The sequence below is a fragment of the Burkholderia dolosa genome (assembly GCF_902499135.1).
GTDB classification, from domain to species: Bacteria; Pseudomonadota; Gammaproteobacteria; order Burkholderiales; family Burkholderiaceae; genus Burkholderia; species Burkholderia dolosa.
The window spans coordinates 60,469-86,958 of sequence record NZ_CABVPR010000014.1; the positions used below are offsets into that span (position 1 = coordinate 60,469).

Consider the following 26,490-nt stretch of genomic DNA (forward strand, 5'->3'; position numbering starts at 1 on the left):
GGGAAGCGGCCGGCGTCGGCGGGCAGTGCGAGTCAGTGCGCGGCGGCCCACAGCCACGCGCCGCATGCGGCCGCCACTGTGCCGTACACGACATAGACGGGCACCTTGAAGCGCGCGAAGCACAGCGTCGCGAATGCGCCGGTGCCCCAGTACGCGATGCCCGACGGCTCGCGGTGCAGGATCTTCACGACCGCGACGACGAGAAAGCCGGTCGTCGCCGCGCGCAGCAGCCGCATTCCGTGCTCGAAGCGCGAATGGCGCTTCAGTCGAAACAGATGGTTGTGCGCGAACACGACGAAGCAGCCCGACGGAATGAACAGCGCGGCCGTCGCGAGCAGCGCGCCGAGCCAGCCGCCGGTCAGATAGCCGAGAAACGGCACGACGTTCAGCAGCGGGCCCGGCGACACGGGCGACAGCGCGAACGCGAGCGTGAAGTCGTGATCGGAGATGCCGGTGGCGGGCGACACGAACAGCGTTTTCAGCACCGGCAGCGCGGAGAAGCCGCCGCCGAACAGCGTCATCCCGGCGCCGGCGAGCCGCGGCCACAGCAGCGTCGTCTGGTAGTCGCCGGGCAGCGGCAGCGCGAACAACGCGACGAGCACGGCGAGCAGCACGAGCAGCGTGCGATCGCGCGCGGACAGCGTGAAATCCACCGCGTCGCGCTGTGACGGCCCGGTGAGCCAGCCGGCCGCGAACGCCGCGACCAGAATCCCGACGAAAGCCGCCGGACTATGTGCGAAGGCGAGCAGAACCGTCGAGATCGCGGCGATCAGTTGCTCGAGCCGCGTGCACGCGAGCGTGCGCACCTGCTTGACCCACGTGACGCCGATCAGCGCGGCGAGCACCATCCCGAAGTGATTGATCAGCATCGGCGTCGCGAGCGAGCGCACGAGCGGCGTGCGGTAGAAGATCGCGAACAGCGTCATCAGCACGAAGAACGGCAGCACGCTCGCGATGCCGGCCACCCATGCGCCCGCGCGCCCGTGCAGCGTGTGGCCGACCTGCACCGCGACGTTGCAGCCGACCGGGCCCGGCACCAGCCATGCGAGCGCGACCAGATCGGCGAACGCGTGCGGCTCGATGCGCTGCAGCCGGTCCACGTAGTGGCGCTCGAGCTGCGCCATCATCGCGAGGCCGCCCCACGAGACGGCGGAGATACCGAGGACGACCTTGAACAAGGTCCACAGGGACGCATGGCCGATACGTTCGGCCGCTTCGACTTCGACGGTTGTCATGATTGTGCGGTCGGCGCAGGCCCGATCTTGCGCGAACGGATGTCGTGGCGGCGGCCCGCCGTCACGATGGGCCTCCCAATTGTCCGCCGCACGTCGTGACACTGCCATGCGCGAAAACGCCAGTAAACGCGAGAGTAAATGAATCGACCGACCGGATCGAAAACGGAAACAATGGCGAGCGGGCCGGGCGCCGCTGCGCTCAGGCGCCCGAGCTGCCTCTTGCGCGATGCACGATCACCTTCGGGCGGTCGCCGCGCACGCCGTAGCGCGCGATCAGCGCGGGAATCGCGTCGGCCGGCACCGGGCGCGAGAACAGGAAGCCCTGCGCCTCGATCTCGCCGAGCGCGGACAGCCACGCGACCTGCTCGTCCGTCTCGGTGCCTTCGACGACGACGGTGAGGCCGAGCGAGCGCGCGAGGTGGACGATCGACGACACCATCACGCACACGCTGCGATCGTGCGGAATCGCCTGCACGAACGAGCGGTCGACCTTCAGCGTGTCGACGGAGAAGCGGTGCAGGTACGACAGCGACGAATAGCCGGTGCCGAAATCGTCGAGCGCGATCCGGATGCCGAGCTTCTTCAGCGCGACGATCTTCTCGGACACGAGCTCCGGGTATTCCATCATCGCGGTCTCGGTGATCTCGAGTTCGAGCCGGTTCGCGTCGATGCCGGTTTCCCGCAGCGTGTGCGAGATCGTCTCGATCAGGTCGCCGCGCCAGAACTGCACCGGCGAGATGTTGACGGCGAGCGTCAGCGTGTCGTGGCCCTCGTCGCGCCAGCGCGCGATCTGCTCGCACGCGGTGCGGATCACGAAATCGCCGATCGGCACGATCAGGCCCGTCGATTGGGCAATCGAAATGAATTCGTTCGCGGAGATGATTCCGTGTTCCGGATGATCCCATCGCGCGAGCGCCTCGAAGCCGGTGATCGTGCGGTGCGTGAGGTCGATCTTCGGCTGGTACGCGAGGAACAGCTGGCCGTCGGCGAGCGCGACGCGCAATTGCTGTTCCCAGCGCATCAAATGGTCCGCGCGGTGCGACAGGTGTGGCGCATAGAACTGGTAGCAGTTCTTGCCGGCGTCCTTCGCGCTGTACATCGCGAGATCGGCCTTCTTCAGCAGGTCGATCTCGCTTTCGTTCGCGACGGTGTGCAGCGCGATGCCGATGCTCGCATGCAGCACGAACGAACTGCCGCGCACGTCGAACGGCTCCGCGAACATCCGGATGATCGCCTCCGCGAGGCGCACCGCGCGCCGCTCGACGTCGTCGCCCTTCATCACGACGACGAACTCGTCGCCGCCGATGCGCGACAGCGACCCTTCGTCGCCGACCGCGTCGGACAGGCGCGCGGCGGTCATCTGCAGCACGATGTCGCCAGCGTTGTGGCCGAGCGTGTCGTTGACGGTCTTGAAGTTGTCCAGGTCGATGAACAGCAGCCCGAGCCGCGACAGGCTCGACGGCATCGACACGTCGTTGCGCAGCCCGCGCAGCGTCGCGTAGCGGTTCGCGAGGCCGGTGAGCAGGTCGTATTCGGCGAGCTGCGTCATCTCGCGCTCGCGGCCGAGCAGCTTGCCGATCAGGCCGGTCGCGACGCCGAAGAACGCGAGCATCGCGAGCGTGATGAAGCTCGTCATCAGCAGATAGACGTTGCGCGTGTGGTAGTAGTCCGCGAATTCCTCGGCCTGCGACAGCCCGACCATCACCGCGAGCGGGTAGCCGTCCAGATGGCGGTACGACACGATCCGCGTGACGCCGTCGATCGGGTCGACGATCGTGCCGGTCACGCGTTCGGCGATCGGATAGACGCCCGACGCGGAGAATGCGCCCGGCGCGTTGCTGACCGAGCCGGTGCGGCGCGCGAGCACCGCGCCCGTGTCGGATACGACGGAGATCACGCCTTCCTTGCCGATCGCCGCGTTGTTGTAGAAGTCGTTCGTGAAGTAGCTCGGATCTTCCGACACGACGACGATGCCCGCGAAGCTGCCGTCCGGGTTGTTCAGGCGCCGCGTCATCTGCAGCGTCCAGTGGCTCGACACGCGGCCGAGCACCGGCTTGCTGATGTAGAGACGATCGTCGTTGTTCGCGAGGTGCACCTTGAAGTGCTCGCGGTCGGACAGGTTGATCGGCTGCGGATGGAGCTCGGCGGTGTTCGCGAACAGGATGCCCTGCGCGTTGACGAGCGACACCTGGATCAGCGTGTCGCTCGGCACGACGCCTTTCTCGACGGTGCTCGCCAGATTGAAGTGCGCGGGCGACTTCTCGAACTCGAACTTGACGAAGCGCGTGATCTGGTCGACCTGGTGGATCGCCTTGACCGTGTGCTGCTCGAGCGCCGACGACAGGATCGCCGCGGAGGCCGCCGCTTCCTTGTACGCGCTGTCCTTCTCGACCGACAGCCGCGCGATGATCACGGCCCACAGCAGCGCCAGCGCAAGCATCCCGAGCAACGGGATCGCAAACAGCGCGCGCCGGCGCGACTTGCGCGGCGCGCGCAGCGGCCGGTTCGGTGGCGTGTGGGATGACCGGGAGGGGCTCATCGGAAGGGGCGGCGTCGTACTCGCGTGCGCCATCCCCATCGGGACGGCCGGCAATGGTTGGGGTAGCACCGGCGTCTGCTCGTTCGCGGATGCGCAACCATGGACAGACCTCCGAAGCGACGGATTAGGCCCGATATTACTGGCTGGAACGTTTTTGCGATAGCTGCGTAAACCGCGGGGGGCACCGGGAACCGGTGCCCCCCGCATCGCAGAACGTCAGGCGGGCGCGACGAACGTGCCGTCGACGACCGTGACCGCGCGACCGCCGATCCAGGTCGTGCCGTCGTCGTCGTAGCGGACGAAGACGCGTCCGTCGCGGCCGATCGCCGTGCCCTGGCGCACCGTGTACGACGGGCCGGGGCGACGCTGCTGACGGACGAGCAGCCCGGCGAGCGCCGCGTTCGCGCTGCCGGTGACGGGATCTTCGCCGATGCCGAAGCCGCCGCCGGTCATCAGGCAGCGGATTTCGAACGTTGCGGGGCCGCCGTCCGGGTGCGGCGCATACGCGGCGACGCCGTGCGTGCCGTAGCGATGCGTGATCGCTTCGAGCGCGGCCGGATCGGGCGCGAGGCCGATGCACGCATCGGCCGACGTGAGCCGCACGACGAGCCACGGTGCGCCGTTGTCGACCGCGCACGGTTCGGCATCCGGATCGATCGCGTCGCAGCGCAACGCGGCGGCCAGCGCCGGATAGTCCGCACGGTCGAGCGGCGTGAAGCGGGCCGGCGGCGCGGCGAATGCCCAGCCGTCGGGCTGCTCGCGCAGCACGACGCGGCCGACTCCGCATTGCTGGATCAGCCGGCCGGGCGTGCGCGGCCGCGCGCCGCTTTCGACGAACGCATGCGCGGTGCCGAGCGTCGGATGGCCGGCGAACGGCAGCTCGCCGCCCGGCGTGAAGATCCGCACGCGGTAGTCGGCTTCCGGATCGGTCGGCGTGCAGACGAACGTCGTTTCCGACAGATTCGTCCAGCGTGCGATCGCGAGCATGTCGTCGTCGCCGAGCGAGTCGGCGTCGAACACCACGGCGAGCGGGTTGCCCTTGAACGGCACCGACGTGAACACGTCGACCTGTTTGAAACGGACGCGGCGGTCGGCCATCGCGATGCGCCCGTTACGCGACTTCGGCGATCAGTTCGATCTCGACGCACGCGCCGAGCGGAATCTGCGCGACGCCGAACGCCGAACGCGCATGCTTGCCTGCGTCGCCGAACACTTCGGCGATCAGTTCCGACGCGCCGTTCGTCACGATGTGCTGCTCGGTGAAGTCCGGTGTCGAATTCACGAGGCTCATCAGCTTGACGATGCGCGTGACCTTGTTCAGATCGCCGGTGTGCGCGTGCAGCGTCGCGAGCAGGTCGATCGCGATCGCGCGCGCGGCCGCCTTGCCGTCTTCGGTCTTCAGATCGGCGCCGAGCTTGCCGGCCCACACCTTGCCGTCCTTCTTCGCGATGTGGCCCGACAGGTAGACCGTGTTGCCGCTCTGCGCGCTCATCACGTAGGCGGCGGCCGGTGCGCCGGCGGTCGGGAGCTCGATGCCGAGCGACTTCAGTTTGTCGTAGACGTTAGCCATGCGTTCGATTCCTCGTAGAGAGTCGTGACAGGAAAAGGGGGATCAGAGACGCTCGCGCAGCAGCTTGCCGAGACGCGCGACGCCTTCCTCGATCTTTTCGGGCGGCACCGTCACGAACGACAGCCGCAGCGTGTTCTGCTGCGCATCGTTCGCGAAGAACGGCGCACCGGGCACGAAGGCGACGTGATTCGCGACCGCCGCTTCGAGCAGTTTCATGCTGTCGATCTGCGCGGGCAGCTTCACCCAGATGAACATTCCGCCTTCCGGGCGGTTCCACGTGACGCCTTCCGGCATGTGACGCGCGAGCGCGCCGAGCATCGCTTCGCATTGCGCGCCGTACAGCCGGCGGATCGTCGGGATGTGCTCGTCGAGGAAACCGTCCTTGATCACTTCGTACGCGATGCGCTGCGTGAGCGTCGGCGTGTGCAGATCGGTCGCCTGCTTCGCCTGCACGAGCTTGAAGTGGAGTTCCTCGGGCGCAATGACGTAGCCGAGCCGCAGGCCCGGCGCGAGCACCTTCGAGAACGTGCCGAGGTGCACGACGTGGTCGGGCGCCATCGACAGCATCGTCGGCAGCGGTTCGCCCTGATAGTTCAGCGCGCCGTAAGGATCGTCCTCCAGCACCGGGAACGGGCTCGACTGCGCGAATGCGGCGAGCGCGCGGCGGCGCTCGACCGGCAGGCGGCGGCCGGTCGGATTCTGGAAGTTCGGCTGCGCATACAGCAGCCGCGCGCCTTGCGTGAGCTGCGGCGTGAGGCCTTCGGGCAGCAGACCCTGCTCGTCGGTCGGCACCTGCACGTAGTGCGGCTCGTACAGCGAGAACGACTGCAGCGCGCCGAGGTAGGTCGGCGTTTCGACGAGGATCGGGCTGCCCGGATCGACGAGCGCCTTGCCGAGCAGATCGAGCGCCTGCTGCGAGCCCGTCGTCACGAGCACCTGCGACACGCGCACGCGGTAGCGCTCGGCGATCCACTCGCGCAGCGGCAGATAGCCTTCGGTCGCGCTGTACTGCAGCGCGGCGGCCGGCGCATCGCGCAGCACGCGGTCGGCCGCGGCGCGCATGCGCTCGGCCGGGAACGTCGCGGGCGCGGGCAGGCCGCCGGCGAACGAGATGACCTCCGGACGTTCCGTGACCTTCAGGATCTCGCGGATCGCCGAGCTCGTCAGCTTGCGGGCGCGTTCGGAAAGCTGCCAGTGCGGCGGATGCAGGTCGCTCGGATTCATAGTCTCCTCGTTCGGATATCGTGGTCAGTCAAGAAAGGTCGGTCGGGCGGATCGCTTCGGCGCGGCCGGGTGGGCACGCGCGAATGCGCTCGAGCCTTCGCGGCCGGGTCGGCACGGCCAGTCTGGCAAACCGTTCAGGCAAAGCGGACATTATGGCGCACCTCATCAGCCGGCGCGAGCCGGGCGCGCGGCCGTGGTCACCGTCGCGCGGCGTCCGAGCATCACGGTCGCGATCACCGCGGCCGCGAACAGCCACGTGGACGGCGCCACCGTTTCGCCGAACAGCAGCGCGGAAAACGCGATCGTGAAGAAGATCTGCAGCAGCTGCACCTGACCGACGCGCGCGGTGCCGCCGATCGCGAGCCCCGCATACCACGCGAAGAAGCCGATGAACTGCGAAAAGAGGGTCACGTAGCCGAACGCGAGCCACGTGCGCAGCGCGAGCGGGCCCGGATGCGCGACGTGCTGCGCCCAAGCGAGCCAGCCGACCGGCACGACGAGAAACGGCGCCGACACGACGAGCGCCCAGCAGATCACCTGCCAGCCGCCGATCTGACGCGCGAGGCGCGCGCCTTCCGCGTAGCCGAGCGCGCCGATGCCGACCGCGACGAGCATCAGCGCGTCGCCGGCCTGCACCGTGCCGCCGCCGTCGCGCAGCGCGAACGCGATCACGAGCGCGCTGCCGGCGACCGCGCTCGCCCAGAACGCCTTCGACGGCCGCTCGTGCGACAGCCACGCGGCATACAGCGCGACGAACAGCGGCTGCAGGCCGTTGACGACCGCGCCGTGCGACGCGGGCACCGTCTTCATCGCCCACGCGGAGAACACCGGATACGCGACGATCACGCCGGCCGACACGATCGCGAGGCTTTTCAGCTGCGCGCGCGTCGGCAGCGGCTCGCGCCGCCGCCACAGCAGCACGCCGGCCGGCACCGCGGCCGCGAGCGCACGGCCGAGGCCGTTGAGCAGCGGATGGAGTTCGGCGACGACGATCCGCGTCATCGGCAGCGTGAGGCTGAAGATCATCACGCCGATCAGGCCGAGCAGCATGCCGCGGGTTTCGCGCGAATTCATGTCGGGGCAGGTCTGTATCGTGGGGTTGAGCGGGATTGAGCGGTCAGCGCAGCGTGCGGATGCCGGCCGGCGTTTCGAATTCGGCGACGAGCGCGGGCGGGCCGTCGTGCGGATCCACTTCGAGCAGGTGATCGGCGCCGAGCCAGTCGAGCTGCTCGCGGATCAGATCCGCGCGCGGATGAGTCGCCCTCAGCGCCTTCAGCGCGATGCCGCCGTGCGGCAGCGCGTCGGCCGGGTGACGCGCGGTATCCCACTGGATCAGCGACGGCACGACGCCGTCGCCGGCGCCTTGCCACGCGGGGAACGCGCCGTCGTCCGGCACCGTGAGGCGCCAGGTCAGATCGCCGCGCTGCATCGCGACGACCGGCGCGATGCGCGCCGGATACTGCTTGTGCCACAGCGCGAGCTGGCGCGGACGCTCGACGCGCGCGACCCAGTGCGCGAGAAACGGACCGTCGGCGAGCCGTGCGTGCATCGCCGGGTCGTCGAGCGCGAACAGCCGCGCGCGCGGCGGCGCGGTGTGATCGGCGGCGGGCGCGTCCGGGTCGATCGCGATCACTTCGAGATAGAGGCCGCCCCACGCACCGAACAGCGCGTTATGGGTGCGCATCAGCGGATGACGGCCGCCGCCGGCCGGTTCGATGCCGAGTGCGTCGGCGACATGGCGCACGCCTTCGTCGAGCGTGCGCGCGGCGATCACGAGATGGTCGAGGGTCAGGGAACGGGCAGGCATGAACGTGGATCGGGAAAGCAAAAGTGTCATGGTAGACGGGCGACGCGCGCAGCGGCCGCCGGACACGCCGGCGCGCGCGAAGCCACGTGCGGCGTGCGCGTCCGGGCGACGCACGATCGCCATTTCGATCAACTGTAATCGTCGCGACCGGCACAGTAACGGTACAATCGCCGCGATAGCCTTCGGTACAGTTGGAGCCGCTGCCCATGTCCACCGTCCCTCTCGCCCAGATTCCCGCGCCGCACGATACGGCCACGATGACGCTCGTCGACCAGCTCGTCCAGTGGGCGCGCCGCCGCATCGACGAACGCGTGTTCCGGCCCGGCATGCGAATGCCGTCGATCCGCAAGCTCGCGCTCGACAAGAGCGTGTCGCGCTTCACCGTCGTCGAGGCGTACGAGCGCCTCGTCGCGCAGGGCTACCTCGATTCGCGCCGCGGCTCGGGCTTCTACGTGCGCGAGCGCACGGCCGCGGGCCCGCAGCCGGCCGACGGCACGGCGCGCGCGTCCGAGGCCGCGCCCGTGCACAACACGATCGACGTCGTCTGGCTGCTGCGCAACATGCTGCACACCGTCAGCCCGGAAAAGGGGCCGGGACTCGGCTATCTGCCGGGACGCTGGCTCGACGGCGAGCTGATCACCGGCGCGCTGCGCGCGCTCGGGCGCCAGTCCGGCGCGCAGATGCTCGGCTTCGGCACCGCGCAGGGCTTCCTGCCGCTGCGCCAGCAGCTGCAGACGCGGCTCGCGGAAGTCGAGATCGGCGCGACGCCCGATCAGCTCGTGACGGTGTCCGGCATCACGCAGGCGATCGACCTGATTTCGCGGATCTACGTGCGGCCGGGCGACGCGGTGATCGTCGGCGATCCCGCGTGGTTCCAGATGTTCGGGCGCTTCGCGTCGCAGGGCGCGCAGCTCGTCGGGATGCCGTATACGCCGGACGGCCCCGATCTCGACGCGCTCGAGACGCTCGTGCAGATGTGGCGGCCGAAGATGCTCGTGATCAACTCGGTGCTGCAGAACCCGACCGGTACGTCGCTGTCGGCCGCGCAGGCGTTCCGGATCCTGAAGCTCGCGGAAGCGTACGACTTCCTCGTCGTCGAGGACGACGTGTACGGCGATCTGTGCCCACCGAGCTATCCGGCCACGCGTCTCGCGAGCCTCGACCAGCTGAAGCGGGTGATCTACCTCGGCAGCTACTCGAAGACGCTCGCGGCGAACCTGCGGGTCGGCTACGTCGCGTGCGCGCCGGAGATCGCGAAGGCGATCACCGACCAGAAGATGCTGGTCGGGATGACGACGCCGGAGCTGAACGAGCGCGTGCTGTACAAGATCCTGACCGAAGGGCACTACCGGCGGCACGTCGAGCGGCTGCGCGCGCGGCTCGACGGCGTGCGCGACAAGACCGCGCGGATGCTCGAGCGCACCGGACTGAAGCTGTTCACGATGCCGGCCGCCGGGATGTTCCTGTGGGCCGACACGGGCGTCGATTCCGATGCGCTGGCGGCTGCCGCGCACGAGCAGGGCTTTCTGCTGACGCCGGGCAGCCTGTTCTCGCCGCAGCAGTCGCCGTCGACATGGACGCGCTTCAACGTCGCGAACTGCGGCGATCCGGCGCTTGCGCCGTTTCTCGGCGAGTATCTGGCGGCGGTGTCGCGGCGCGGGGCGGCGGGGTGAAGTCGGCGCGAAGTCGCCGGACGGACATGGGATCGAAACGGGGCGCGGGCACCGTCGTGGCGGCCGTGGCTGCGGGCAATTCCGTTATTGCTTCCCGCGCCCCGCATCTCGTATGCCGCCGTCGGCCGGCCGGAATCCGCTAGCCGACCCGGCTCGAAAAGCCGCGTGACGGCCCTTGAAATACCGGCCGTCGCCCCCAACTCCCGGCGCAAACCGCCTGCGCCACGCGGTTGTCCTTGACGGGCTTGCCGGCATCGCGCGCCGGGCGCCTGCGCCACACCATTCAAGTTCAAGTAAGAGGAAACAGTATCCATGGCACACGAAACGATGAGCTTTCAGGCAGAGGTCAAGCAGCTCCTCCACCTGATGATTCATTCGCTCTACAGCAACAAGGAAATCTTCCTGCGCGAACTGGTGTCGAACGCGTCCGACGCCGCCGACAAGCTGCGTTTCGAGGCGCTCGCGAACAACGCACTGTACGAAAACGATCCGAACCTGCGCATCCGCATCGGCTACGACAAGGCCGCCCGCACGATCACGATCGACGACAACGGCATCGGAATGAGCCGCGACGAGGCGATCGCGAACCTCGGCACGATCGCGCGCTCGGGCACCAAGGAATTCTTCTCGAAGCTCTCCGGCGACCAGCAGAAGGATGCCGCGCTGATCGGCCAGTTCGGCGTGGGCTTCTACTCCGGCTTCATCGTCGCGGACAAGATCACCGTCGAGACGCGCCGCGCCGGCCTGCCGGCGAGCGAAGGCGTGCGCTGGGAAAGCGCCGGCGAGGGCGACTTCACGGTCGACGCGATCGAGCGCGCGCAGCGCGGCACGACGATCACGCTGCATCTGCGCGAAGGCGAGGACGAGCTGCTGTCGTCGTACCGGCTGAAGTCGATCATCCAGAAGTACTCCGACCACATCGCGCTGCCGATCCTGATGAAGCAGGAAGAGTGGGATAAGGACAAGGGCGAGATGGTCGTCAAGGACGACGACGAAACCGTCAACCAGGCGAGCGCGCTGTGGACGCGTTCGAAGAGCGACATCACCGACGAGCAGTACAAGCAGTTCTATCAGCACATCGCGCACGATCATCAGGATCCGCTCGCGTGGACGCACAACCGCGTCGAAGGCCGCAGCGAGTACACGCAGCTGCTGTACGTGCCGACCCACGCGCCGTTCGACCTGTGGAACCGCGACTATCGCGGCGGCCTGAAGCTGTACGTGAAGCGCGTGTTCATCATGGACGACGCCGAGCAGCTGCTGCCGCAATATCTGCGCTTCGTGAAGGGCGTGGTCGATTCGGCCGACCTGCCGCTGAACGTGTCGCGCGAGATCCTGCAGGAAAGCCGCGACGTGAAGGCGATCCGCGAAGGCGTGACCAAGCGCGCGCTGTCGATGCTCGAAGAGCTCGCGAATGCCGAGGACGATGCAGGCAAGGAGAAGTACAAGACGTTCTGGCGCGCGTTCGGCCAGGTGCTGAAGGAAGGCGTCGGCGAGGATCACGCGAACCGCGAGCGCATCGCGAAGCTGCTGCGCTTCGCGTCGACGCACGGCGATACCGATGCGCAGGACGTGTCGCTCGCCGATTACGTCGCGCGGATGAAGCCCGAGCAGACCAAGATCTACTACGTGACGGCCGACACGTGGCAGGCCGCGAAGAACAGCCCGCATCTGGAGGTGTTCCGCAAGAAGGGTGTCGAGGTGCTGCTGCTGACCGATCGCGTCGACGAGTGGATGCTGTCGTTCCTGCACGAATTCGACGGCAAGCCGCTCGCGAGCGTCGCGCGCGGCGACCTCGATCTCGGCGCGCTGAACGACGACGAGAAGAAGGCGCAGGAACAGGCGGGCGAGGCGATCAAGCCGGTCGTCGACAAGATGAAGGAAGCGCTCGGCGACAAGGTGAAGGACGTGCGCGTCACGTTCCGGCTCACCGACTCGCCGTCGTGCCTCGTCGCGGACGACAACGACATGAGCGGCTACCTGCAGCGGATGCTGAAGGCGGCCGGCCAGAAGGCGCCGTCGTTCCAGCCGATCCTCGAGATCAACCCCGAGCATGCGCTCGTGAAGCAGCTGAACGCCGACCGCGCCGATTTCGGCGACTGGTGCCATCTGCTGTTCGATCAGGCGCTGCTCGCCGAAGGCGGGATGCTCGACGATCCGGCGAGCTTCGTGAAGCGGACCAACGCGCTGCTGCTGTCGCGCGCCGCGTGAGTGCGCGGATGCGATTCGACGGCGCCCGCTCGGGCTGGCGCGACACGCCGCGGCCGGGCTGCACGCCCGACCAGCGCGACTGGCTCACACGCGGCGGCTCGCTGACCGCGCATCTCGCGCGGCTCGGCCGCGTGAGCGTGCGCGTGACGCGGGAGGCCGTCGATTGTCCGTGGTTCGACGAGCATGCGGCGATCGCGAGCGCACCGCGTGCGCCGATGTGGGTGCGCGAGGTGATCCTGGCGGTCGACGGCACGCCGTACGTCGCCGCGCACAGCATCGCGCCGCTCGCGGCGAGCAAGGGCGTGTGGCAGGCGATGCGGCGGCTGCGCACGCGCCCGCTCGCGGAGCTGCTGTACAGCGATCCGCAGGTCGAGCGCTCGGCGCTCGTGAGCCGGCGCGTGATCGCCGGGCATCCGCTGTATGTACTCGCGACGCATGCGCTGCAGGGCGCGCGCGCGCCGCATTCGTTCGCCGCGCGCCGCTCGGTGTTCCAGCGTCACGGCAAACCGTTGATGGTGACCGAGTGCATGCTGCCGGCGCTGTGGCGGCATCTCGATGCGCACGGCGACGCGCCGCGCTCGGCCGGCCCGCGCGGAGGCGCGTGATGCTGCAGGGCTTCCCGCCGGTCGTCGCGCCGGACACGCATACGATGATTCTCGGCAGCTTTCCGGGCGAGGCGTCGCTCGACGCCGCGCAGTACTACGCGCATCCGCGCAATCAGTTCTGGCGGCTGCTCGGCGCGGTGCTCGGCGAGCCGCGGCTGCACGAGCTCGCGTACGACGCGCGGCTCGAACGCGTGCTGTCGCACGGCATCGGCATCTGGGACGTGCTCGACGCGTGCCATCGCCAGGGGAGCCTCGACTCGGCGATCCGCAATGCGAAGCCGAACGACTTCACGTCGCTGCGCGAGCATGCGCCGCTGCTGAAGAAAGTGTGCTTCAACGGGAAGACCGCCGGGCGGTTCGCCGACGTGATCGGTCGGGCCGGATACGACACGCTCGTGCTGCCGTCGTCGAGCCCGGCGAACGCGATGCTGTCGTTCGAGCAGAAGCTCGCGCAATGGCGGGCGATTCTCGACTGACGCCGCTCGAGCGGCTGCACGGCGGCACGGCCGCGGGTGGTCAATCGTCGTCGCCCCATCTCCATCTCGGCTTCTCCCCCTTGATCCAGCACACCGCCATCAGCAGCGCGACCAGCACGACGAGGCAGGCGCCGTATGCAAACGGCGAGCGCTGCGGCGGCGCGAGCCACGTGCTCGCGGCGATGCCGATCGCGAACAGCAGCAGCGCGAGCCAGCCTTGCCACGCGACGGGCAGTCCCCATCCCCATCCGTAGCGCTTCGCCGGAAACCAGATCTTTCTGTCGTTCGGGTTCATCGGGTTACCTCCTTTCGTCCATGACCTGCGGTGCCGGACGACTCCGCGCTCCTCGCGTGTCCGGCGACGCTCCGCACCAATGCTATCCTCTCGTCCGCTCATTCAGCGTCACCCCAGCGAGATTCAATCATGACCCGACTGATCAAGCGCGCGTCCGCCGAGGCGCGCGCATTCAAGCGCAGCAAGCCGTCCGCGTACAACGGCTCCGACAAGCTGCAGCCGCCGCGCGTGATGCGCCGCCGCGATCTCGACGAGCGCGACGACGTGCCGGTGCTCGATGCGCCGCGCAAGCCGCGTTTCGCGCCCGTCACGTTTTCGGAGGAGCGCGGCGTGCGCTACCTGCACTTCGGCACCGAGTGGGTGCAGGGCGCGATGCGGATCTCGAAGCCGCTGCACATCGAACTCGAATACGCGCAGCAGATGATGGCGTGGCTGCTGTTCCTCGAAACGCCGGCGCGGATCGTCCAGCTCGGGCTCGGCACCGGTGCGCTGACGAAGTTCGCGCACCGCTTCCTGCCGCGCGCGAAGGTCGAAGCGGTCGAGCTGAATCCGGCGGTGATCGTCGCCGCGCGCACGATGTTCGCGCTGCCGCCGGACGATGCGCGCCTCGCGGTGCACGAAGCGGACGCATGGGATTTCGTCAACGATCCGGCGAACCGCGGCACGACCGGCGCGATCCAGATCGATCTGTACGATGCGACCGCGCGCGGCCCGGTGCTCGACAGCGTCGCGTTCTATCGCGCGGTGCGCGGCTGCCTCGCCGACGCGGGCATCGCGACGATCAACCTGTTCGGCGACCATCCGAGCTTCGTGCGCAACATGAAGCACCTGAACGCGGCGTTCGACCACCGCGTGGTCGCGCTGCCGGAAGTGCACGACGGCAACCGGATCGCGATCGCGTTCTCGGGCCCGCAGCTCGACGTGCCGTTCGCGCAGCTCGACGCGCGCGCGAAGCTGATCGAAGACACGCTGAAGCTGCCCGCGCGCAAGTGGGTGAAAGCTTTGAAAGAAACGACCGGCGCGCGCGGCGCATCGTTCGCGATCTGACGCCGCATGCATCGGCTGCATGCCGGTGCAACCGCGCGACGAGGGGCGGATCACTCGGGTTCGCCCCTGCTTGACCGCGTGCCCGCGGCTCCTATACTGGCGCGAAGCCTGGGGAGCCGCCGCTTACCCGTTTCGCCGCTCCTCTCGCTGCCGTACCCGTTCAACAAGATCGATAACCGGGAAAGATGAGGAGACGTCATGGCTCACGATGCCGACGCCAATCGAGCCGCGAAGCGCTGGCTCTGGCTGCTGGTGCTGCCGCTGATCGCGATGGTCTGGGTGCCGTCGTACAGCAAGATCGAACCGCAGTGGCTGGGTTTTCCGTTCTTCTATTGGTATCAGCTGCTCTGGGTGTTCATTAGCGCGGTGATCACCGCGTTCGTGTACTACAAGACCAAGGACGCATGGAAGTCGGGCGCGTCGCAAGGAGGTGCACGATGAATCTCGGCGCAACGTTCGTCTTCGTCCTGCTGTTCATCGGCGTCACGATCCTCGGTTTTCTCGCGGCGAACTGGCGTCGCGGCGATCTCGCGCATCTCGACGAATGGGGGCTCGGCGGCCGCCGCTTCGGCACGATCGTCACGTGGTTCCTGCTCGGCGGCGACCTCTATACCGCATACACGTTCGTCGCGGTGCCCGCGCTCGTGTTCGGCGCCGGCGCGATGGGCTTCTTCGCGCTGCCGTACACGATCCTGATCTATCCGTTCGCGTTCGTGGTGTTCCCGAAGCTGTGGAGCATCGCGAAGCGGCACGGCTACGTGACCGCCGCCGATTTCGTCAACGCACGCTACGGCAGCCGGATGCTCGCGCTCGCGATCGCGGTGACGGGCATCGTCGCGACGATGCCGTACATCGCGCTGCAGCTGGTCGGCATCGAAGTGGTGATCGGCGCGCTCGGCTTCGATACGACCGGCTTCGTCGGCGACCTGCCGCTGATCATCGCGTTCGCGATCCTCGCCGCGTACACGTACACGTCGGGGCTGCGCGCGCCGGCGATGATCGCGATCGTGAAGGACATCCTGATCTACGTGACGATCGCCGCGGCGATCATCGTGATCCCGGCGAAGCTCGGCGGCTTCGGGCACATCTTCGCGAGCGTGCCGCCGGCGAAGCTGCTGCTGAAGGCACCCGATGCGGCGAGCCTGAACGGCTACAGCGCGTACGCGACGCTCGCGATCGGCTCCGCGCTCGCGCTGTTCCTGTATCCGCATTCGGTCACCGCGATCCTGTCGTCGTCGTCGGGCAACACGATCCGGCGCAACATGGCGATGCTGCCCGCGTATTCGTTCGTGCTCGGCCTGCTCGCGCTGCTCGGCTACATGGCGCTCGCGTCCGGCGTGAAGGACATGCCGCAGTACGCGCCGTACTTCAAGGCGTTCGGTCCGAACTTCGCGGTGCCCGCGCTGTTCCTGAACTACTTCCCGTCGTGGTTCGTCGGCGTCGCGTTCGCGGCGATCGGCATCGGGGCGCTGGTGCCGGCCGCGATCATGTCGATCGCCGCCGCGAACCTCTATACGCGCAACATCCACCGCGAATTCGTGAACCGCAACATGACGCACGATCAGGAGACGCACGTCGCGAAGCTCGTGTCGCTGATCGTGAAGGTCGGCGCGGTCGCGTTCATCCTCGGGCTGCCGCTCACGTATGCGATCCAGCTGCAGCTGCTCGGCGGAATCTGGATCATCCAGACGCTGCCGGCGATCGTGCTCGGCCTGTATACGCGCGTGCTCGATCATCGCGGGCTGCTCGTCGGCTGGGCGGCCGGCATCGTATGCGGCACGTGGATGGCGATCTCGCTGAAGCTCGCCAGCTCGATCTTCACGATCCACCTGTTCGGGCTTGCGATTCCCGGCTATGCAGCGGTGTGGTCGCTGGTCGTGAACCTCGTCGTGTCGGTGGTCGTCAGCGTGGCGGTGCGCGCGATCGGCATGACGCATGCGGAAGACCGCACGCGTCCGGAGGATTATCTGGACGTGGTCGAAAGCTGAAGCGTGCGGCGCGGCTGCGCGCCGCGCCGCACGCGTGTGGGACGGCGCCGCCCGCCGCTGCGAAGCGGCGGGCGTTTTCGCTTGCGTCAGCGCTGCGCGCGCTCGGCGAGCGCGTCGCGCTGCGACAGATCCTCGACGTTGACCATCCAGTGCACGCCGAAACGATCCTTCGCCATCCCGAAGCCGAGCGCCCAGAACGTCTTCTGGAACGGCATCGTCACTTCGCCGCCGTCCGCGAGCGCATCGAACAGCTTCTTGCCTTCTTCGACCGTGGCCGGGTTCAGCGACAGCGAATAGCCGGTATGCGTGCCGCCCTGCGTGCGGCAGTCGCCGTCCGAGCACATGATCGTCGAATCGCCGATCGTGAAGTTCGCGTGCATCACCTTGTCGTTCATCTCCGGCGGCATCGGCTGCTCCGGATTCGGCGGCGCGTCGCGGAAATACATCTTGAACATCGTCTTTGCGCCGAGCGCCTTCTCGTAGAACTGAAGGGCTTCGTCGGCCCTGCCGTAGAAGGTCAGGTACGGTTGGACTTGCATCGTGTGTCTCCTTGGGTCCGGCGCCGGCGCGTGCGCGCCGGCTCGGCGTCGTGCGGGGTTGACCGGGAGGAGCGTGCCGGGAAGCGGCCGGCGCACCCGTGACGTGGATTGTAGTGCGCGCGCATCGCGATGGAACGGAAAATAAAACGGCCGCGAACGCAACGTTCGCGGCCGTCGATGCGCGGCTGCTGACGGCTGTTGCCAGCGTGGTCGACTGGGCCGATGACAGCCGACGACGACCGGCAGCCGCCGATGCGCGGCGCGATTTCAGCGCAGCGCTTCGATCAGCTTCTCGAGCTTCACCGCATCGGCGGCGAACACGCGGATGCCTTCGGACAGTTTTTCCGTCGCCATCGCTTCGTCGTTCAGCTGGAAGCGGAACGACGCCTCGTCGATCGCGACGCGCGCGGACGGCTTGTCCTGCAGCGTGTCCGGCGACAGCTTGCGCGACACCGTGTCGTTGCTGTCCTGCAGCTTCTGCAGCAAGTCGGGACTGATCGTCAGCAGGTCGCAGCCCGCGAGTTCGACGATCTGGCTCGTCGTGCGGAAGCTCGCGCCCATCACCTCGGTCTTGTAGCCGAACGTCTTGTAGTACGTGTAGATGCGGCGCACCGACTGCACGCCGGGATCGTTCGCGCCGCCGTTCTTCGCTTCGTCCCAGTCGGCGCCGGCCTGCTTCTTGTACCAGTCGTAGATGCGACCGACGAACGGCGAGATCAGTTGCGCACCGGCTTCCGCGCACGCGGCGGCCTGTACGAGCGAGAAAAGGAGGGTCATGTTGCACTTGATCCCTTCCTTCTGCAGCACTTCGGCCGCGCGGATGCCTTCCCACGTCGACGCGAGCTTGATCAGGATACGCTCGCGCGCGATGCCGGCCGCTTCGTACAGCTTGATCAGCTCGTGTGCCTTGTCGATCGAGCGCTTCGCGTCGAACGACAGGCGCGCGTCGACCTCGGTCGACACGCGGCCCGGAATCAGCTTCAGGATCTCGGTACCGAATGCGACGAGCAGGCGGTCAATGATGAAGTCGGTGCTTTCGTTGTGGTGATCGCGGACGGTTTTCTCGAGGATCGGCTTGTACGCGTCCTTCTGGACGGCCTTCAGGATCAGCGACGGGTTCGTGGTCGCATCCTGCGGCTTGAACTGCGCAAGCTGCTGGAAATCGCCCGTGTCGGCGACGACGGTCGTGTACTGCTTCAGCTGGTCGAGTGCGGTAGTCATGGCGATTCGGGAGGAGGGCGCAACGCGCCGGGGTTCTCACGGGCCGCGCGAGCGCGGCGGCGAAGCGAGGCGGCGCGGCGCGCCGTCTCCGATCCGCTATTTTAGGCCCGATTCGCGTCGCGCACGTTTTGCCGGGCCGAACGCGGTGCGCGCTCGCGCGGCATGCGCCGTGGCGTCATGCGTTGCGGCGCGCGTTCAGGATCGTCTGCGTGACGATTCCGGCAACGAGCCCCCAGAACGCCGAGCCGATCGACAGCAGCGTGAGGCCCGACGCGGTGACCATGAACGTGACGAGCGCGGCTTCGCGCTGCTTCACGTCCTGCATCGCGTTCGCGAGCCCGCTCATGATCGAGCCGAACAGCGCGAGCGCGGCGACCGACACGACGAGCGCCTTCGGCAGCGCCGCGAACAGCGCGGCGATCGTCGCGCCGAAGATGCCCGCGATCAGGTAGAACGTGCCGCACCACACGGCGGCCGTGTAGCGTTTCGCGCGGTCTTCGTGCGCTTCGGGGCCCGTGCAGATCGCGGCCGTGATCGCCGCGAGGTTCACGCCGTGCGAACCGAACGGTGCGAGCAGCAGCGACGCGATGCCGGTCGTCGCGATCAGCGGCGACGATGGCGTCTGATAGCCGTCCGCGCGCAGCACCGCGATGCCCGGCACGTTCTGCGACGCCATCGCGACGACGAACAGCGGGATCCCGATGCTGACGATCGACGCGATCGAAAACGCGGGCATCGTGAACACCGGTTTCGCGAACTCGATATGGAACCGGCTGAAGTCGAGCAGTCCGAGCGCGCCGGCCACCGCCGTGCCGACGACGAGCGTCGTCACGATCGCGTAGCGCGGCGCGAGCCGCTTGACGATCAGATATGTGAAGAACATCGCGAGCACGAGCGCGGTCTGAAACTGCGCGGCGCGAAAGATCTCGATGCCGATCTCGAACAGGATGCCGGCGAGCAGCGCGGCGGCGATGCCGGCCGGGATCCGCTTCATCAGCGTGTCGAACAGCCCGCTCACCCCGACCGCGCTCAGCAGCAGCGCGCACACGACGAACGCGCCGATCGCGTCCGGATACGGAACGCCGGGCAGCGACGCGATCAGCAGCGCGGCGCCGGGCGTCGACCATGCGACGACCACCGGCGCGCGAAAGCGCAGCGACAGGCCGATCGTCGTGACCGCCATGCCGATCGACAGCGCCCAGATCCACGACGAGATCTGCGCATCGGTCAGGTGAGCCGCGCGGCCGGCCTGGAACATCAGCACGAGCGAACTCGTGTAGCCGGTCATCATCGCGACGAAGCCGGCGACGAGCGCCGACACCGACGTATCGGCGAAAAAACGGGTGAAAACGCGGGCGAAAACGCGGCCGCCGACGCGGTGCGCACTCGCGGTGGGCGAAGGATTCATGCTGTCTCCGGGAGAGGCCGCGCGGCGGCGGCCTGCGTCTGTGGTCTACGGTCGGATCGTTACTTGCTGAGCGCACGCGTCGCGGTTTCGAGGCCCGCGAGCGTGAGCGGATACATGCGGTGGCCGAGCAGATCGCGAATGATCGCGACCGACTGCCGGTATTCCCATAGTCGTTCGGGCTCCGGGTTCAGCCATGCATGGTGCGGGAACTGGTCGGCGAGCCGGCGCAGCCAGACGGCGCCGGCTTCCGGGTTGTTGTATTCGGCCGAGCCGCCGGGCTGCAGCACTTCGTACGGGCTCATCGTCGCGTCGCCGACGAAGATCAGCTTGTAGTCCGGCGTGAACTTGTGCAGCACGTCCCACGTCGCGGTGCGCTCCGAGTGACGGCGGCGATTGTTCTTCCACAGGTGGTCGTACACGCAGTTGTGGAAGTAGAAGAATTCCAGATGCTTGAATTCGGCCTTCGCGGCCGAGAACAGCTCTTCGGTGCGCTTGATGTGATCGTCCATCGAGCCGCCGACGTCGAGCAGCATCAGCACCTTCACGTTGTTGTGGCGCTCGGGCACCATCCGCAGGTCGAGCCAGCCCGCGTTCGCGGCCGTGCTGCGGATCGTGCCGGGCAGGTCGAGTTCCTCCGCCGCGCCTTCGCGCGCGAAGCGGCGCAGGCGCCGCAGCGCGACCTTGATGTTGCGCGTGCCGATCTCGACCGAATCGTCGTAGTCGCGGTACGCGCGCGCTTCCCACACCTTCGCCGCGGTGCGGTTGCCGTTCGACGGGCCGCCGATGCGGATCCCTTCGGGGTTGTAGCCGCCGTGCCCGAACGGCGACGTGCCGCCGGTGCCGATCCACTTGTTGCCGCCTTCGTGGCGCTCCTTCTGCTCGTCGAGCAGTTCCTTCAGGCGCGCCATCAGCTTGTCGAGCCCGCCCATCGCTTCGATCTGCGCCTTCTCGTCCGGCGACAGCTCGCGCTCGAGACGCTTCTCGAGCCAGTCGAGCGGAATGTCGAACGCGTCGGACGGCAGCGCCGACACGCCGTGGAAGTACGCGCCGAACGCCTGGTCGAACTTGTCGAAGTACTGCTCGTCCTTGACGAGCGTCATGCGCGCGAGGAAGTAGAACGCGTCGATCGACGGCGAGATCAGCCCGGCCTTCAGCGATTCGAGCAGCGTCAGGTATTCCTTCACCGAGACGGGCAGCTTGGCTGCGCGCAGCGCGTAGAAGAAATTGAGCAGCATGGCCGGGCCTTCGCGGGTGGACGCTTACCGGTTGTGCCGGTTCATGTAGACGAGCCGCTCGAGCAGGCTCAGATCCTGCTCGTTCTTCAGCAGCGCGCCGGCGAGCGGCGGCACGATCTGCTTCGCATCGGCGCTGCGCAGCGCGTCGGCCGGAATGTTCTCGGCGAGCAGCAGCTTCAGCCAGTCGAGCAGCTCGGACGTCGACGGCCTCTTCTTCAGCCCCGACACGCCGCGCAGCTCGAAGAAGCTCTGCAGCGCCGCATGCAGCAGCTCCTCGCGGATGTTCGGGAAGTGGACCGCGACGATCTTCTGCATCGTCGACGCGTCGGGAAACTGGATGTAGTGGAAGAAGCAGCGGCGCAGGAACGCGTCGGGCAGCTCCTTCTCGTTGTTCGACGTGATGATCACGAGCGGCCGGTGCTTCGCGCGCACGGTCTCGCGCGTCTCGTATACGTGGAATTCCATCCGGTCGAGCTCGCGCAGCAGGTCGTTCGGGAATTCGATGTCGGCCTTGTCGATCTCGTCGATCAGCAGCACGCTCGGACGCTCGGCTTCGAACGCCTGCCACAGCACGCCCTTGACGATGTAGTTCGAGATGTCCTTCACGCGCTCGTCGCCGAGCTGCGAATCGCGCAGCCGCGACACCGCGTCGTACTCGTACAGACCCTGCTGCGCCTTCGTCGTCGACTTGATGTGCCACTGCAGCAGCGGCATGTCGAGCGCGGCCGCCACTTCCTCGGCGAGCATCGTCTTGCCGGTGCCGGGCTCGCCCTTGATCAGCAGCGGGCGCTGCAGCGTCAGCGCGGCATTGACGGCGAGCTTCAGATCGTCGGTCGCGACGTAGTGCGAGGATCCTTCGAAACGCATGGCGGCGCTCTTCTTTAATCGCAAAAAAACCCAGTATAAGTCAGAAGGGCTGTCCGGTCCGGCCGCGCCCGCGTATCGTTGCGAAGCCGCGGCGGGGCGGGCCGGGGCGCCGTATGGACGCGTTCCCCGCCGACGCGGTACAATCTGGCCGTTTTTTTTGGCCTGCGTGGCGATCCGATAAGCAAAACGGCGCGGGCCGTGCCGCTTTGGCGCCAGTTTCCCCTCAAGCTAGGTTACAAGAGCTATGAACAAATTCGTCGGCAAACACGTCGTTGTCGCAGCGCTCGTGGCGCTCGCGGGCAGCGCGCAGGCGGCCGGTGTGGTCGGCAACCCGAAGGACGGCGCAAGCAAGGCCGCGATGTGCATCGGCTGCCACGGCATCCAGGACTACCGCGCCGCATATCCGGAGGTCTACCGGGTGCCTGTGCTCGGCGGCCAGAACCAGCAATATCTCGAGAACGCGCTGAAGGCCTACCGCAAGAAGGATCGTCACTTCCCGTCGATGAACGCGATCGCCGGTTCGCTGACGGATCAGGACATCGCCGATCTGGCGGCCTACTATGCCGCGCAGAAGGCCGACTCGAAGGACAATCCCTACAAGTAAGCGCGCGCCGCCGCACTCGTCGGCGGGACAGGAGCATTCATGAACAACGCATTCAAGACGGCGGCGGCGATCGCATTCGCGGCCGGCATCGCGACCGGTACCGCGCACGCGGCCGACATCTCGAAGGGCCAGGAACTGGTCGAATCGCACAACTGCGCGGCCTGCCACGGCGCGCAGATGAACAAGCCGATCAACGCCGAGTATCCGCGCCTCGCGGGCCAGCACGCCGACTATCTCGTATGGGCGATGCGCCAGTACCAGATGGGCCTGACGAACCCGATGCTCGGCCGCAACAACGCGATCATGCAGGCGCAGGTGCAGAACCTGTCGGTCAGCGACATGAAGGACATCGCGGCCTACATCGAGTCGCTGCAGGGCGACCTCGTGTTCAAGAAGTAAGCGACGGCCGCACGGCCGACGCCATGCAAATACCCCGCCGAGGCGGGGTATTTTTTTGTCTGCGGCACGGCGGCACGGCGCGCATCCGGTGCGCTCAGTCTTGCGATGCGCGGCGCAGGATGCGCTGCAGGTACGCGTCGGTATCGGGCGGCGTGTTCGTGCGCTGCGCTTCCCAGATCGTCTCGCCGAGGCATTCCATGATCGCGTGCTGCGCGTCGTGCGTCGAATCGAGCTTCGCGGCCAGCTTGTCGTGCGCCGCGCGGATGCCGGGCGGCTGGTCGATCGACAGCTGCTCGCTGATCGCGAGGTGCATCGACAGGTGCAGGAACGGGTTCGTCCGGCCTTCCTCGGGCGTGTAGTCGCGCGCGGCGGCGCCGTCGGCGTCCTCGAGTTCGGCGTGGTATTCGGGGTGCTCGACGATCCAGTCGGCCGCGATCGCTTCGAGCGGCGTCAGAATCTCGCCCGCGCGCTGCTTGCGCCAGGTCTCGGTGAAAAAGCGACGTACGTCGTCGCGACTCGGATTGAACATGGTGGGGAGCGTCGTGATTCGGGCGGCCTCATGCCGCGTCGCGCATTGTACGCCCGGTCGGCATGCCGCGCTGGCGGTGCGCGGGCGCGTGCGATGCCGATCGATGGCCGCGCGGCCGCACGGCGGCACGGCGGCGAATTCCGCCTGCGGCGGGACACGTTCCCGCTTGCGCGCGGCCCGCGCCGCGGCGGCAGCGGGTAAGCGCGGGCTAGGCTGCGCGGCGCCGCGCCGTTACACTCCGACGATTCCCGTCGCTGCGCCGCCGGCGCCCGTTTCGTCATGACCGTTGCCGTCCGTTCGTCGTCCGTCGCGCTGCAGGGCGCGCTCTACGTCGCGCTGTCCGCCGCCGCGTTCGGCGCGATGGCCATTTTCGGCCGCTATGCGTATGCGGCCGACGTCGACGTGCTCGGACTGCTGATCGTGCGCTTCGCGATCGGCGGCGCGCTGCTGGCCGCGATCGCGCATCGCCGCCGCGTCGTGTGGCCGCGCGGCCGCGCGCTCGCGCCGCTCGTCGCGATGGGCGCGCTCGGCTACGTCGGACAGTCGTTCTGCTATTTCAGCGCGCTGCAGCATGCGCAGGCGAGCCTCGTCGCGCTGCTGCTGTATCTGTATCCGGCGTTCGTCACGCTGCTGGCCGCGTGGTGGCTCGGCGAGCGCCTGACGCGCGCGAAGGCCGTCGCGCTCGTGCTGTGCGTCGCCGGCTCGGCGCTGATGGTCGGCGGCGGGCGCGGCGAGCCGCTCGGAATCGCGCTCGCGCTGGCTGCCGCGGTCATCTATTCGCTGTACATCGTCGGCGGCACGAAGGCCACGCGCGGTGTCGATCCGCTCGCGACGACGGCGATCATCTGCTTGTCGGCGACCGCGACGCTCGTCGCGATCGCGGTCGTGCGCACCGCGGCGTTCGGCACGCCGCCGCGCTGGCCCGCGACCGCCGACGGGTGGGCGTCGATGCTCGCGATCGCGCTGGTATCGACGGTGACCGCGATGCTCGCGTTCTTCGCCGGGCTCGAACGGCTCGGCGCCGCGCGCACGTCGATGCTGTCGACGCTCGAGCCGGTCGTGACGGTCGCGCTCGCGGCGCTGCTGTTCGGCGAGGCATTGACGCCGATGCAGTGGGCAGGCGGCGTCGCGATCCTCGCGGCCGTACTCGCGCTGGTGCGCGCGGGCGGTGCCGCGACCGACGATGCGACGGCGACCTCCAACGCTTAATCGGGCAACGGCAAGACAGCGAGCGTGGCGCTGCGCGACGACGCGTGCCGCACCGGCGCGTCTACTCGCACCGCGCGCCGCCCGGTCACTCGTTCGGCGGCGGCGTTTTCGGCCTGAATTCGCACAGCGGCTCGATCGCGCAGTGCCAGCATTCGGGCTTGCGCGCCTTGCACACGTAACGCCCGTGCAGGATCAGCCAGTGATGCGCGTCGTGCAGGAATTCCTTCGGCGTGAACTTCTCGAGCGCCGCCTCGACGGCCCGCACGTCCTTGCCGGGTGCGAGGCCCGTGCGGTTGGCGACGCGGAAGATGTGCGTGTCGACGGCGATGGTCGGCTGGCCAAACGCGGTGTTCAGCACGACGTTCGCGGTCTTGCGGCCGACGCCCGGCAGGCTCTCGAGCGCTTCGCGATCGGCCGGCACCTCGCCGTCGTAGCGCTCGAGCAGGATCCTGCTCGTCGCGACGACGTTCTTCGCCTTGGTCCGGTAGAGCCCGATCGTCTTGATGTACTCGGCAACGCCTTCCTCGCCGAGCGCGACGATTTGCCGCGGTGTGTTCGCGACCGGAAACATCTTGCGCATCGCCTTGTTGACCGACACGTCGGTCGCCTGCGCGGACAGCATCACCGCGATCAGCAGCTCGAACGGCGTCGTGTATTCGAGCTCGGTCGTCGGATGCGGGTTCAGGCTCTGCAGCGTTTCGTAGATCGCGCGTCGTTTGGTGGCGTTCATGGAGCGTTCTTGTCGGGCCCGGTCGACGGGGCGTGCCCATCGTCGTGGCGTTCGTCTTCGTCGTCGTTGCCCGATGCGTCGTCGGCGCGTTGCGCGCGCTGTTCGGCAAGCCGCTTGCGGCGCGCGTCGGCCGCGTCGATCTGCGCCTGGACGGCCGCGCTCACGCGCTCCGTATTCTTCGGCCCGGCACCCTGTTCGGCGAGTTCTTCCTTCTTCTTGCGCGCCCGTTCGAGCGCGGCGGCGATGATCGCGCGCTTCTTCGCTTCGGCGTCGTCCGCGGTGGGTGCGGCGCCCGCCGCGCCGGGCTGCGATTCCGGCGCTCCGGCGGCCGGCGTCGCCGCACCGGTGCTGGCCGCGCGGCGTGCGGCGGCGCGCAACTCGGCGGCTTCCCGCTCGCGGCGCTGCCGCGCGAGCCGGCGATCGTGGCGTTCGCGCGCGGCATCCGCCTGTTGCTGCGACCACGCGTCCCAGCCGGTGCGATCGCCGGTCACCGGGACCATCGCGATGCAGTCGACAGGACAGGGCGGCACGCACAGGTCGCAGCCGGTGCACAGCGACGCGACGATGGTGTGCATCTGCTTCGGTGCGCCGACGATCGCGTCGACCGGGCACGCCTGCATGCACAGCGTGCAGCCGATGCACAGGTTTTCGTCGATGAACGCGACGGCGCGCGGATGCTCGCTGCCGTTCGCGGGATTCAGCGGGATCACCGGCTTGCCGAGCAGCTTCGCGAGGCGCGCGATGCCCTGCGCGCCGCCGGGCGGGCACTGGTTGTAGTTCGCGTCGCCGGCGGCGATCGCCTCGGCGTACGGGCGGCAGCCGTTATAGCCGCACTTCGTGCATTGGGTCTGGGGAAGCAGATCTTCGATACGATCCGCGAGTGTTTTGGAGTCGGTCACGGTGACAACGGGCGCAGCGGCGCCGAATGGCGCTCGGCCGCGTACGGTGCGGCCGGAACGGTTTGCCAAACCTGGATTATCGCCGATTTCCCGCATTGCGCTGGACGCCGTCTGTGCGCATAATCGAACCGCATTTTTGCAGGGGCGCAGCAGGAGGGCGGCCGCAGGCGGCACGCCCGT

26 protein-coding genes are annotated in these 26,490 nt (G+C 68.0%); 10 read left to right on the forward strand and 16 right to left on the reverse strand.

Annotated elements, in window-relative coordinates:
• Nucleotides 1-32 precede the first annotated feature (32 nt).
• From BUB20358_RS09100 to BUB20358_RS09130, 7 genes are all read right to left on the reverse strand, one after another.
• Nucleotides 33-1,235: a chromate transporter gene (locus BUB20358_RS09100; RefSeq protein WP_006763745.1), complete on the reverse strand. Its 1,203-nt coding sequence runs from the start codon at nt 1,233-1,235 to the stop codon at nt 33-35.
• A 199-nt stretch (nt 1,236-1,434) separates the two neighbouring features.
• Entirely contained in the window at nt 1,435-3,774 is a 2,340-nt protein-coding gene (locus BUB20358_RS09105) for a bifunctional diguanylate cyclase/phosphodiesterase (protein ID WP_045552424.1), read from the reverse strand.
• A gap of 216 nt (nt 3,775-3,990) precedes the next feature.
• Nucleotides 3,991-4,872, reverse strand: a complete 882-nt coding sequence (locus BUB20358_RS09110; RefSeq protein ID WP_006763747.1) for a PhzF family phenazine biosynthesis protein — start codon at nt 4,870-4,872, stop codon at nt 3,991-3,993.
• A 13-nt stretch (nt 4,873-4,885) separates the two neighbouring features.
• On the reverse strand, nt 4,886-5,344 hold the full coding sequence (locus BUB20358_RS09115; RefSeq protein WP_006763748.1) for a RidA family protein: 459 nt from the start codon (nt 5,342-5,344) through the stop codon (nt 4,886-4,888).
• A 42-nt stretch (nt 5,345-5,386) separates the two neighbouring features.
• On the reverse strand, nt 5,387-6,568 hold the full coding sequence (locus BUB20358_RS09120) for an aminotransferase-like domain-containing protein (protein WP_006763749.1): 1,182 nt from the start codon (nt 6,566-6,568) through the stop codon (nt 5,387-5,389).
• Nucleotides 6,569-6,733: 165 nt separating this feature from the next.
• Nucleotides 6,734-7,642 carry a DMT family transporter gene (locus BUB20358_RS09125; RefSeq protein ID WP_006763750.1) on the reverse strand — a complete coding sequence of 303 codons (909 nt, stop codon included), beginning with the start codon at nt 7,640-7,642 and terminating at the stop codon, nt 6,734-6,736.
• Between the two features lie 43 nt (nt 7,643-7,685).
• A complete protein-coding gene (locus BUB20358_RS09130; RefSeq protein WP_035973314.1) occupies nt 7,686-8,375 on the reverse strand; it encodes a VOC family protein in 690 nt (229 codons plus the stop codon).
• Between the two features lie 206 nt (nt 8,376-8,581).
• Between BUB20358_RS09130 and BUB20358_RS09135 the strand changes: the two genes are divergently transcribed.
• The 4 genes from BUB20358_RS09135 to BUB20358_RS09150 all read left to right on the forward strand — a co-directional run bounded on the left by BUB20358_RS09135 (nt 8,582) and on the right by BUB20358_RS09150 (nt 13,340).
• Nucleotides 8,582-10,048, forward strand: a complete 1,467-nt coding sequence (locus tag BUB20358_RS09135; protein WP_006763752.1) for an aminotransferase-like domain-containing protein — start codon at nt 8,582-8,584, stop codon at nt 10,046-10,048.
• Nucleotides 10,049-10,360: 312 nt separating this feature from the next.
• Nucleotides 10,361-12,259, forward strand: a complete 1,899-nt coding sequence (gene htpG / locus BUB20358_RS09140; protein WP_006763753.1) for a molecular chaperone HtpG — start codon at nt 10,361-10,363, stop codon at nt 12,257-12,259.
• An 8-nt stretch (nt 12,260-12,267) separates the two neighbouring features.
• A complete protein-coding gene (locus BUB20358_RS09145) occupies nt 12,268-12,864 on the forward strand; it encodes a chorismate--pyruvate lyase family protein (protein WP_006763754.1) in 597 nt (198 codons plus the stop codon).
• Entirely contained in the window at nt 12,864-13,340 is a 477-nt protein-coding gene (locus tag BUB20358_RS09150; protein WP_035971960.1) for a DNA-deoxyinosine glycosylase, read from the forward strand. The genes BUB20358_RS09145 and BUB20358_RS09150 overlap by 1 nt, the downstream gene beginning before the upstream one ends.
• 40 nt (nt 13,341-13,380) lie before the next feature.
• Here BUB20358_RS09150 and BUB20358_RS09155 read toward each other — a convergent pair whose 3' ends face one another.
• Entirely contained in the window at nt 13,381-13,635 is a 255-nt protein-coding gene (locus BUB20358_RS09155) for a hypothetical protein (protein WP_006763756.1), read from the reverse strand.
• A gap of 129 nt (nt 13,636-13,764) precedes the next feature.
• On the opposite strand from BUB20358_RS09155, the gene BUB20358_RS09160 reads away from it, so the two are divergent.
• The 3 genes from BUB20358_RS09160 (at nt 13,765) to mctP (ending at nt 16,670) form a co-directional block, all read left to right on the forward strand.
• Nucleotides 13,765-14,682: a class I SAM-dependent methyltransferase gene (locus BUB20358_RS09160; protein WP_035971962.1), complete on the forward strand. Its 918-nt coding sequence runs from the start codon at nt 13,765-13,767 to the stop codon at nt 14,680-14,682.
• Between the two features lie 198 nt (nt 14,683-14,880).
• Complete coding sequence (locus BUB20358_RS09165; RefSeq protein WP_035971964.1) at nt 14,881-15,123, forward strand: DUF3311 domain-containing protein; 243 nt, start codon at nt 14,881-14,883, stop codon at nt 15,121-15,123.
• Nucleotides 15,120-16,670, forward strand: coding sequence for a monocarboxylate uptake permease MctP (mctP, locus tag BUB20358_RS09170; RefSeq protein WP_035971966.1), 1,551 nt, complete (start codon nt 15,120-15,122; stop codon nt 16,668-16,670). The genes BUB20358_RS09165 and mctP overlap by 4 nt, the downstream gene beginning before the upstream one ends.
• Nucleotides 16,671-16,756: 86 nt before the next feature.
• Here the strand turns inward: mctP and BUB20358_RS09175 are convergent, their stop codons facing one another.
• The 5 genes from BUB20358_RS09175 to BUB20358_RS09195 form a co-directional block, all read right to left on the reverse strand.
• Nucleotides 16,757-17,209, reverse strand: coding sequence for a VOC family protein (locus BUB20358_RS09175; RefSeq protein ID WP_035971968.1), 453 nt, complete (start codon nt 17,207-17,209; stop codon nt 16,757-16,759).
• Between the two features lie 267 nt (nt 17,210-17,476).
• Entirely contained in the window at nt 17,477-18,430 is a 954-nt protein-coding gene (tal, locus tag BUB20358_RS09180) for a transaldolase (RefSeq protein ID WP_006763760.1), read from the reverse strand.
• A 175-nt stretch (nt 18,431-18,605) separates the two neighbouring features.
• Nucleotides 18,606-19,838: a benzoate/H(+) symporter BenE family transporter gene (locus BUB20358_RS09185; RefSeq protein WP_006763761.1), complete on the reverse strand. Its 1,233-nt coding sequence runs from the start codon at nt 19,836-19,838 to the stop codon at nt 18,606-18,608.
• A gap of 59 nt (nt 19,839-19,897) precedes the next feature.
• Nucleotides 19,898-21,073: a vWA domain-containing protein gene (locus tag BUB20358_RS09190; protein WP_006763762.1), complete on the reverse strand. Its 1,176-nt coding sequence runs from the start codon at nt 21,071-21,073 to the stop codon at nt 19,898-19,900.
• A gap of 24 nt (nt 21,074-21,097) precedes the next feature.
• On the reverse strand, nt 21,098-21,940 hold the full coding sequence (locus BUB20358_RS09195; RefSeq protein ID WP_006763763.1) for an AAA family ATPase: 843 nt from the start codon (nt 21,938-21,940) through the stop codon (nt 21,098-21,100).
• A 244-nt stretch (nt 21,941-22,184) separates the two neighbouring features.
• On the opposite strand from BUB20358_RS09195, the gene BUB20358_RS09200 reads away from it, so the two are divergent.
• Both BUB20358_RS09200 and BUB20358_RS09205 read left to right on the forward strand, forming a co-directional pair.
• Entirely contained in the window at nt 22,185-22,544 is a 360-nt protein-coding gene (locus tag BUB20358_RS09200) for a c-type cytochrome (protein WP_006763764.1), read from the forward strand.
• Nucleotides 22,545-22,583: 39 nt separating this feature from the next.
• Complete coding sequence (locus BUB20358_RS09205) at nt 22,584-22,943, forward strand: c-type cytochrome (protein ID WP_006763765.1); 360 nt, start codon at nt 22,584-22,586, stop codon at nt 22,941-22,943.
• 94 nt (nt 22,944-23,037) lie between these two features.
• Here BUB20358_RS09205 and BUB20358_RS09210 read toward each other — a convergent pair whose 3' ends face one another.
• Nucleotides 23,038-23,472 (reverse strand): DUF1841 family protein, encoded by a 435-nt coding sequence (locus tag BUB20358_RS09210; protein WP_035971970.1) that lies wholly within the window; start codon nt 23,470-23,472, stop codon nt 23,038-23,040.
• A gap of 279 nt (nt 23,473-23,751) precedes the next feature.
• Between BUB20358_RS09210 and BUB20358_RS09215 the strand changes: the two genes are divergently transcribed.
• Nucleotides 23,752-24,681, forward strand: coding sequence for a DMT family transporter (locus tag BUB20358_RS09215; RefSeq protein WP_006763767.1), 930 nt, complete (start codon nt 23,752-23,754; stop codon nt 24,679-24,681).
• Between the two features lie 85 nt (nt 24,682-24,766).
• On the opposite strand, the gene nth is transcribed toward BUB20358_RS09215, so the two are convergent.
• Nucleotides 24,767-25,411: an endonuclease III gene (nth, locus tag BUB20358_RS09220; protein ID WP_006763768.1), complete on the reverse strand. Its 645-nt coding sequence runs from the start codon at nt 25,409-25,411 to the stop codon at nt 24,767-24,769.
• Nucleotides 25,408-26,310 (reverse strand): electron transport complex subunit RsxB, encoded by a 903-nt coding sequence (gene rsxB, locus BUB20358_RS09225; RefSeq protein ID WP_390885916.1) that lies wholly within the window; start codon nt 26,308-26,310, stop codon nt 25,408-25,410. Before rsxB ends, nth begins: the two co-directional genes overlap by 4 nt.
• Between the last annotated feature and the right edge of the window lie 180 nt (nt 26,311-26,490).

Excerpts from the sequence above, each read along its gene's own strand:
- nth (WP_006763768.1), bottom strand. The coding sequence starts at position 25,411 with ATGAACGCCACCAAACGACGCGCGATCTACGAAACGCTGCAGAGCCTG.
- BUB20358_RS09160 (WP_035971962.1), top strand. The coding sequence starts at position 13,765 with ATGACCCGACTGATCAAGCGCGCGTCCGCCGAGGCGCGCGCATTCAAG.
- mctP (WP_035971966.1), top strand. The coding sequence starts at position 15,120 with ATGAATCTCGGCGCAACGTTCGTCTTCGTCCTGCTGTTCATCGGCGTC.
- BUB20358_RS09105 (WP_045552424.1), bottom strand. The coding sequence starts at position 3,774 with ATGAGCCCCTCCCGGTCATCCCACACGCCACCGAACCGGCCGCTGCGC.
- BUB20358_RS09130 (WP_035973314.1), bottom strand. The coding sequence starts at position 8,375 with ATGCCTGCCCGTTCCCTGACCCTCGACCATCTCGTGATCGCCGCGCGC.
- BUB20358_RS09135 (WP_006763752.1), top strand. The coding sequence starts at position 8,582 with ATGTCCACCGTCCCTCTCGCCCAGATTCCCGCGCCGCACGATACGGCC.
- BUB20358_RS09190 (WP_006763762.1), bottom strand. The coding sequence starts at position 21,073 with ATGCTGCTCAATTTCTTCTACGCGCTGCGCGCAGCCAAGCTGCCCGTC.
- BUB20358_RS09115 (WP_006763748.1), bottom strand. The coding sequence starts at position 5,344 with ATGGCTAACGTCTACGACAAACTGAAGTCGCTCGGCATCGAGCTCCCG.
- BUB20358_RS09185 (WP_006763761.1), bottom strand. The coding sequence starts at position 19,838 with ATGAATCCTTCGCCCACCGCGAGTGCGCACCGCGTCGGCGGCCGCGTT.
- BUB20358_RS09145 (WP_006763754.1), top strand. The coding sequence starts at position 12,268 with ATGCGATTCGACGGCGCCCGCTCGGGCTGGCGCGACACGCCGCGGCCG.
- BUB20358_RS09210 (WP_035971970.1), bottom strand. The coding sequence starts at position 23,472 with ATGTTCAATCCGAGTCGCGACGACGTACGTCGCTTTTTCACCGAGACC.
- BUB20358_RS09195 (WP_006763763.1), bottom strand. The coding sequence starts at position 21,940 with ATGCGTTTCGAAGGATCCTCGCACTACGTCGCGACCGACGATCTGAAG.
- BUB20358_RS09125 (WP_006763750.1), bottom strand. The coding sequence starts at position 7,642 with ATGAATTCGCGCGAAACCCGCGGCATGCTGCTCGGCCTGATCGGCGTG.
- BUB20358_RS09205 (WP_006763765.1), top strand. The coding sequence starts at position 22,584 with ATGAACAACGCATTCAAGACGGCGGCGGCGATCGCATTCGCGGCCGGC.
- BUB20358_RS09100 (WP_006763745.1), bottom strand. The coding sequence starts at position 1,235 with ATGACAACCGTCGAAGTCGAAGCGGCCGAACGTATCGGCCATGCGTCC.
- BUB20358_RS09165 (WP_035971964.1), top strand. The coding sequence starts at position 14,881 with ATGGCTCACGATGCCGACGCCAATCGAGCCGCGAAGCGCTGGCTCTGG.
- BUB20358_RS09175 (WP_035971968.1), bottom strand. The coding sequence starts at position 17,209 with ATGCAAGTCCAACCGTACCTGACCTTCTACGGCAGGGCCGACGAAGCC.
- BUB20358_RS09200 (WP_006763764.1), top strand. The coding sequence starts at position 22,185 with ATGAACAAATTCGTCGGCAAACACGTCGTTGTCGCAGCGCTCGTGGCG.
- tal (WP_006763760.1), bottom strand. The coding sequence starts at position 18,430 with ATGACTACCGCACTCGACCAGCTGAAGCAGTACACGACCGTCGTCGCC.
- BUB20358_RS09150 (WP_035971960.1), top strand. The coding sequence starts at position 12,864 with ATGCTGCAGGGCTTCCCGCCGGTCGTCGCGCCGGACACGCATACGATG.
- htpG (WP_006763753.1), top strand. The coding sequence starts at position 10,361 with ATGGCACACGAAACGATGAGCTTTCAGGCAGAGGTCAAGCAGCTCCTC.
- BUB20358_RS09155 (WP_006763756.1), bottom strand. The coding sequence starts at position 13,635 with ATGAACCCGAACGACAGAAAGATCTGGTTTCCGGCGAAGCGCTACGGA.
- BUB20358_RS09110 (WP_006763747.1), bottom strand. The coding sequence starts at position 4,872 with ATGGCCGACCGCCGCGTCCGTTTCAAACAGGTCGACGTGTTCACGTCG.
- BUB20358_RS09215 (WP_006763767.1), top strand. The coding sequence starts at position 23,752 with ATGACCGTTGCCGTCCGTTCGTCGTCCGTCGCGCTGCAGGGCGCGCTC.
- BUB20358_RS09120 (WP_006763749.1), bottom strand. The coding sequence starts at position 6,568 with ATGAATCCGAGCGACCTGCATCCGCCGCACTGGCAGCTTTCCGAACGC.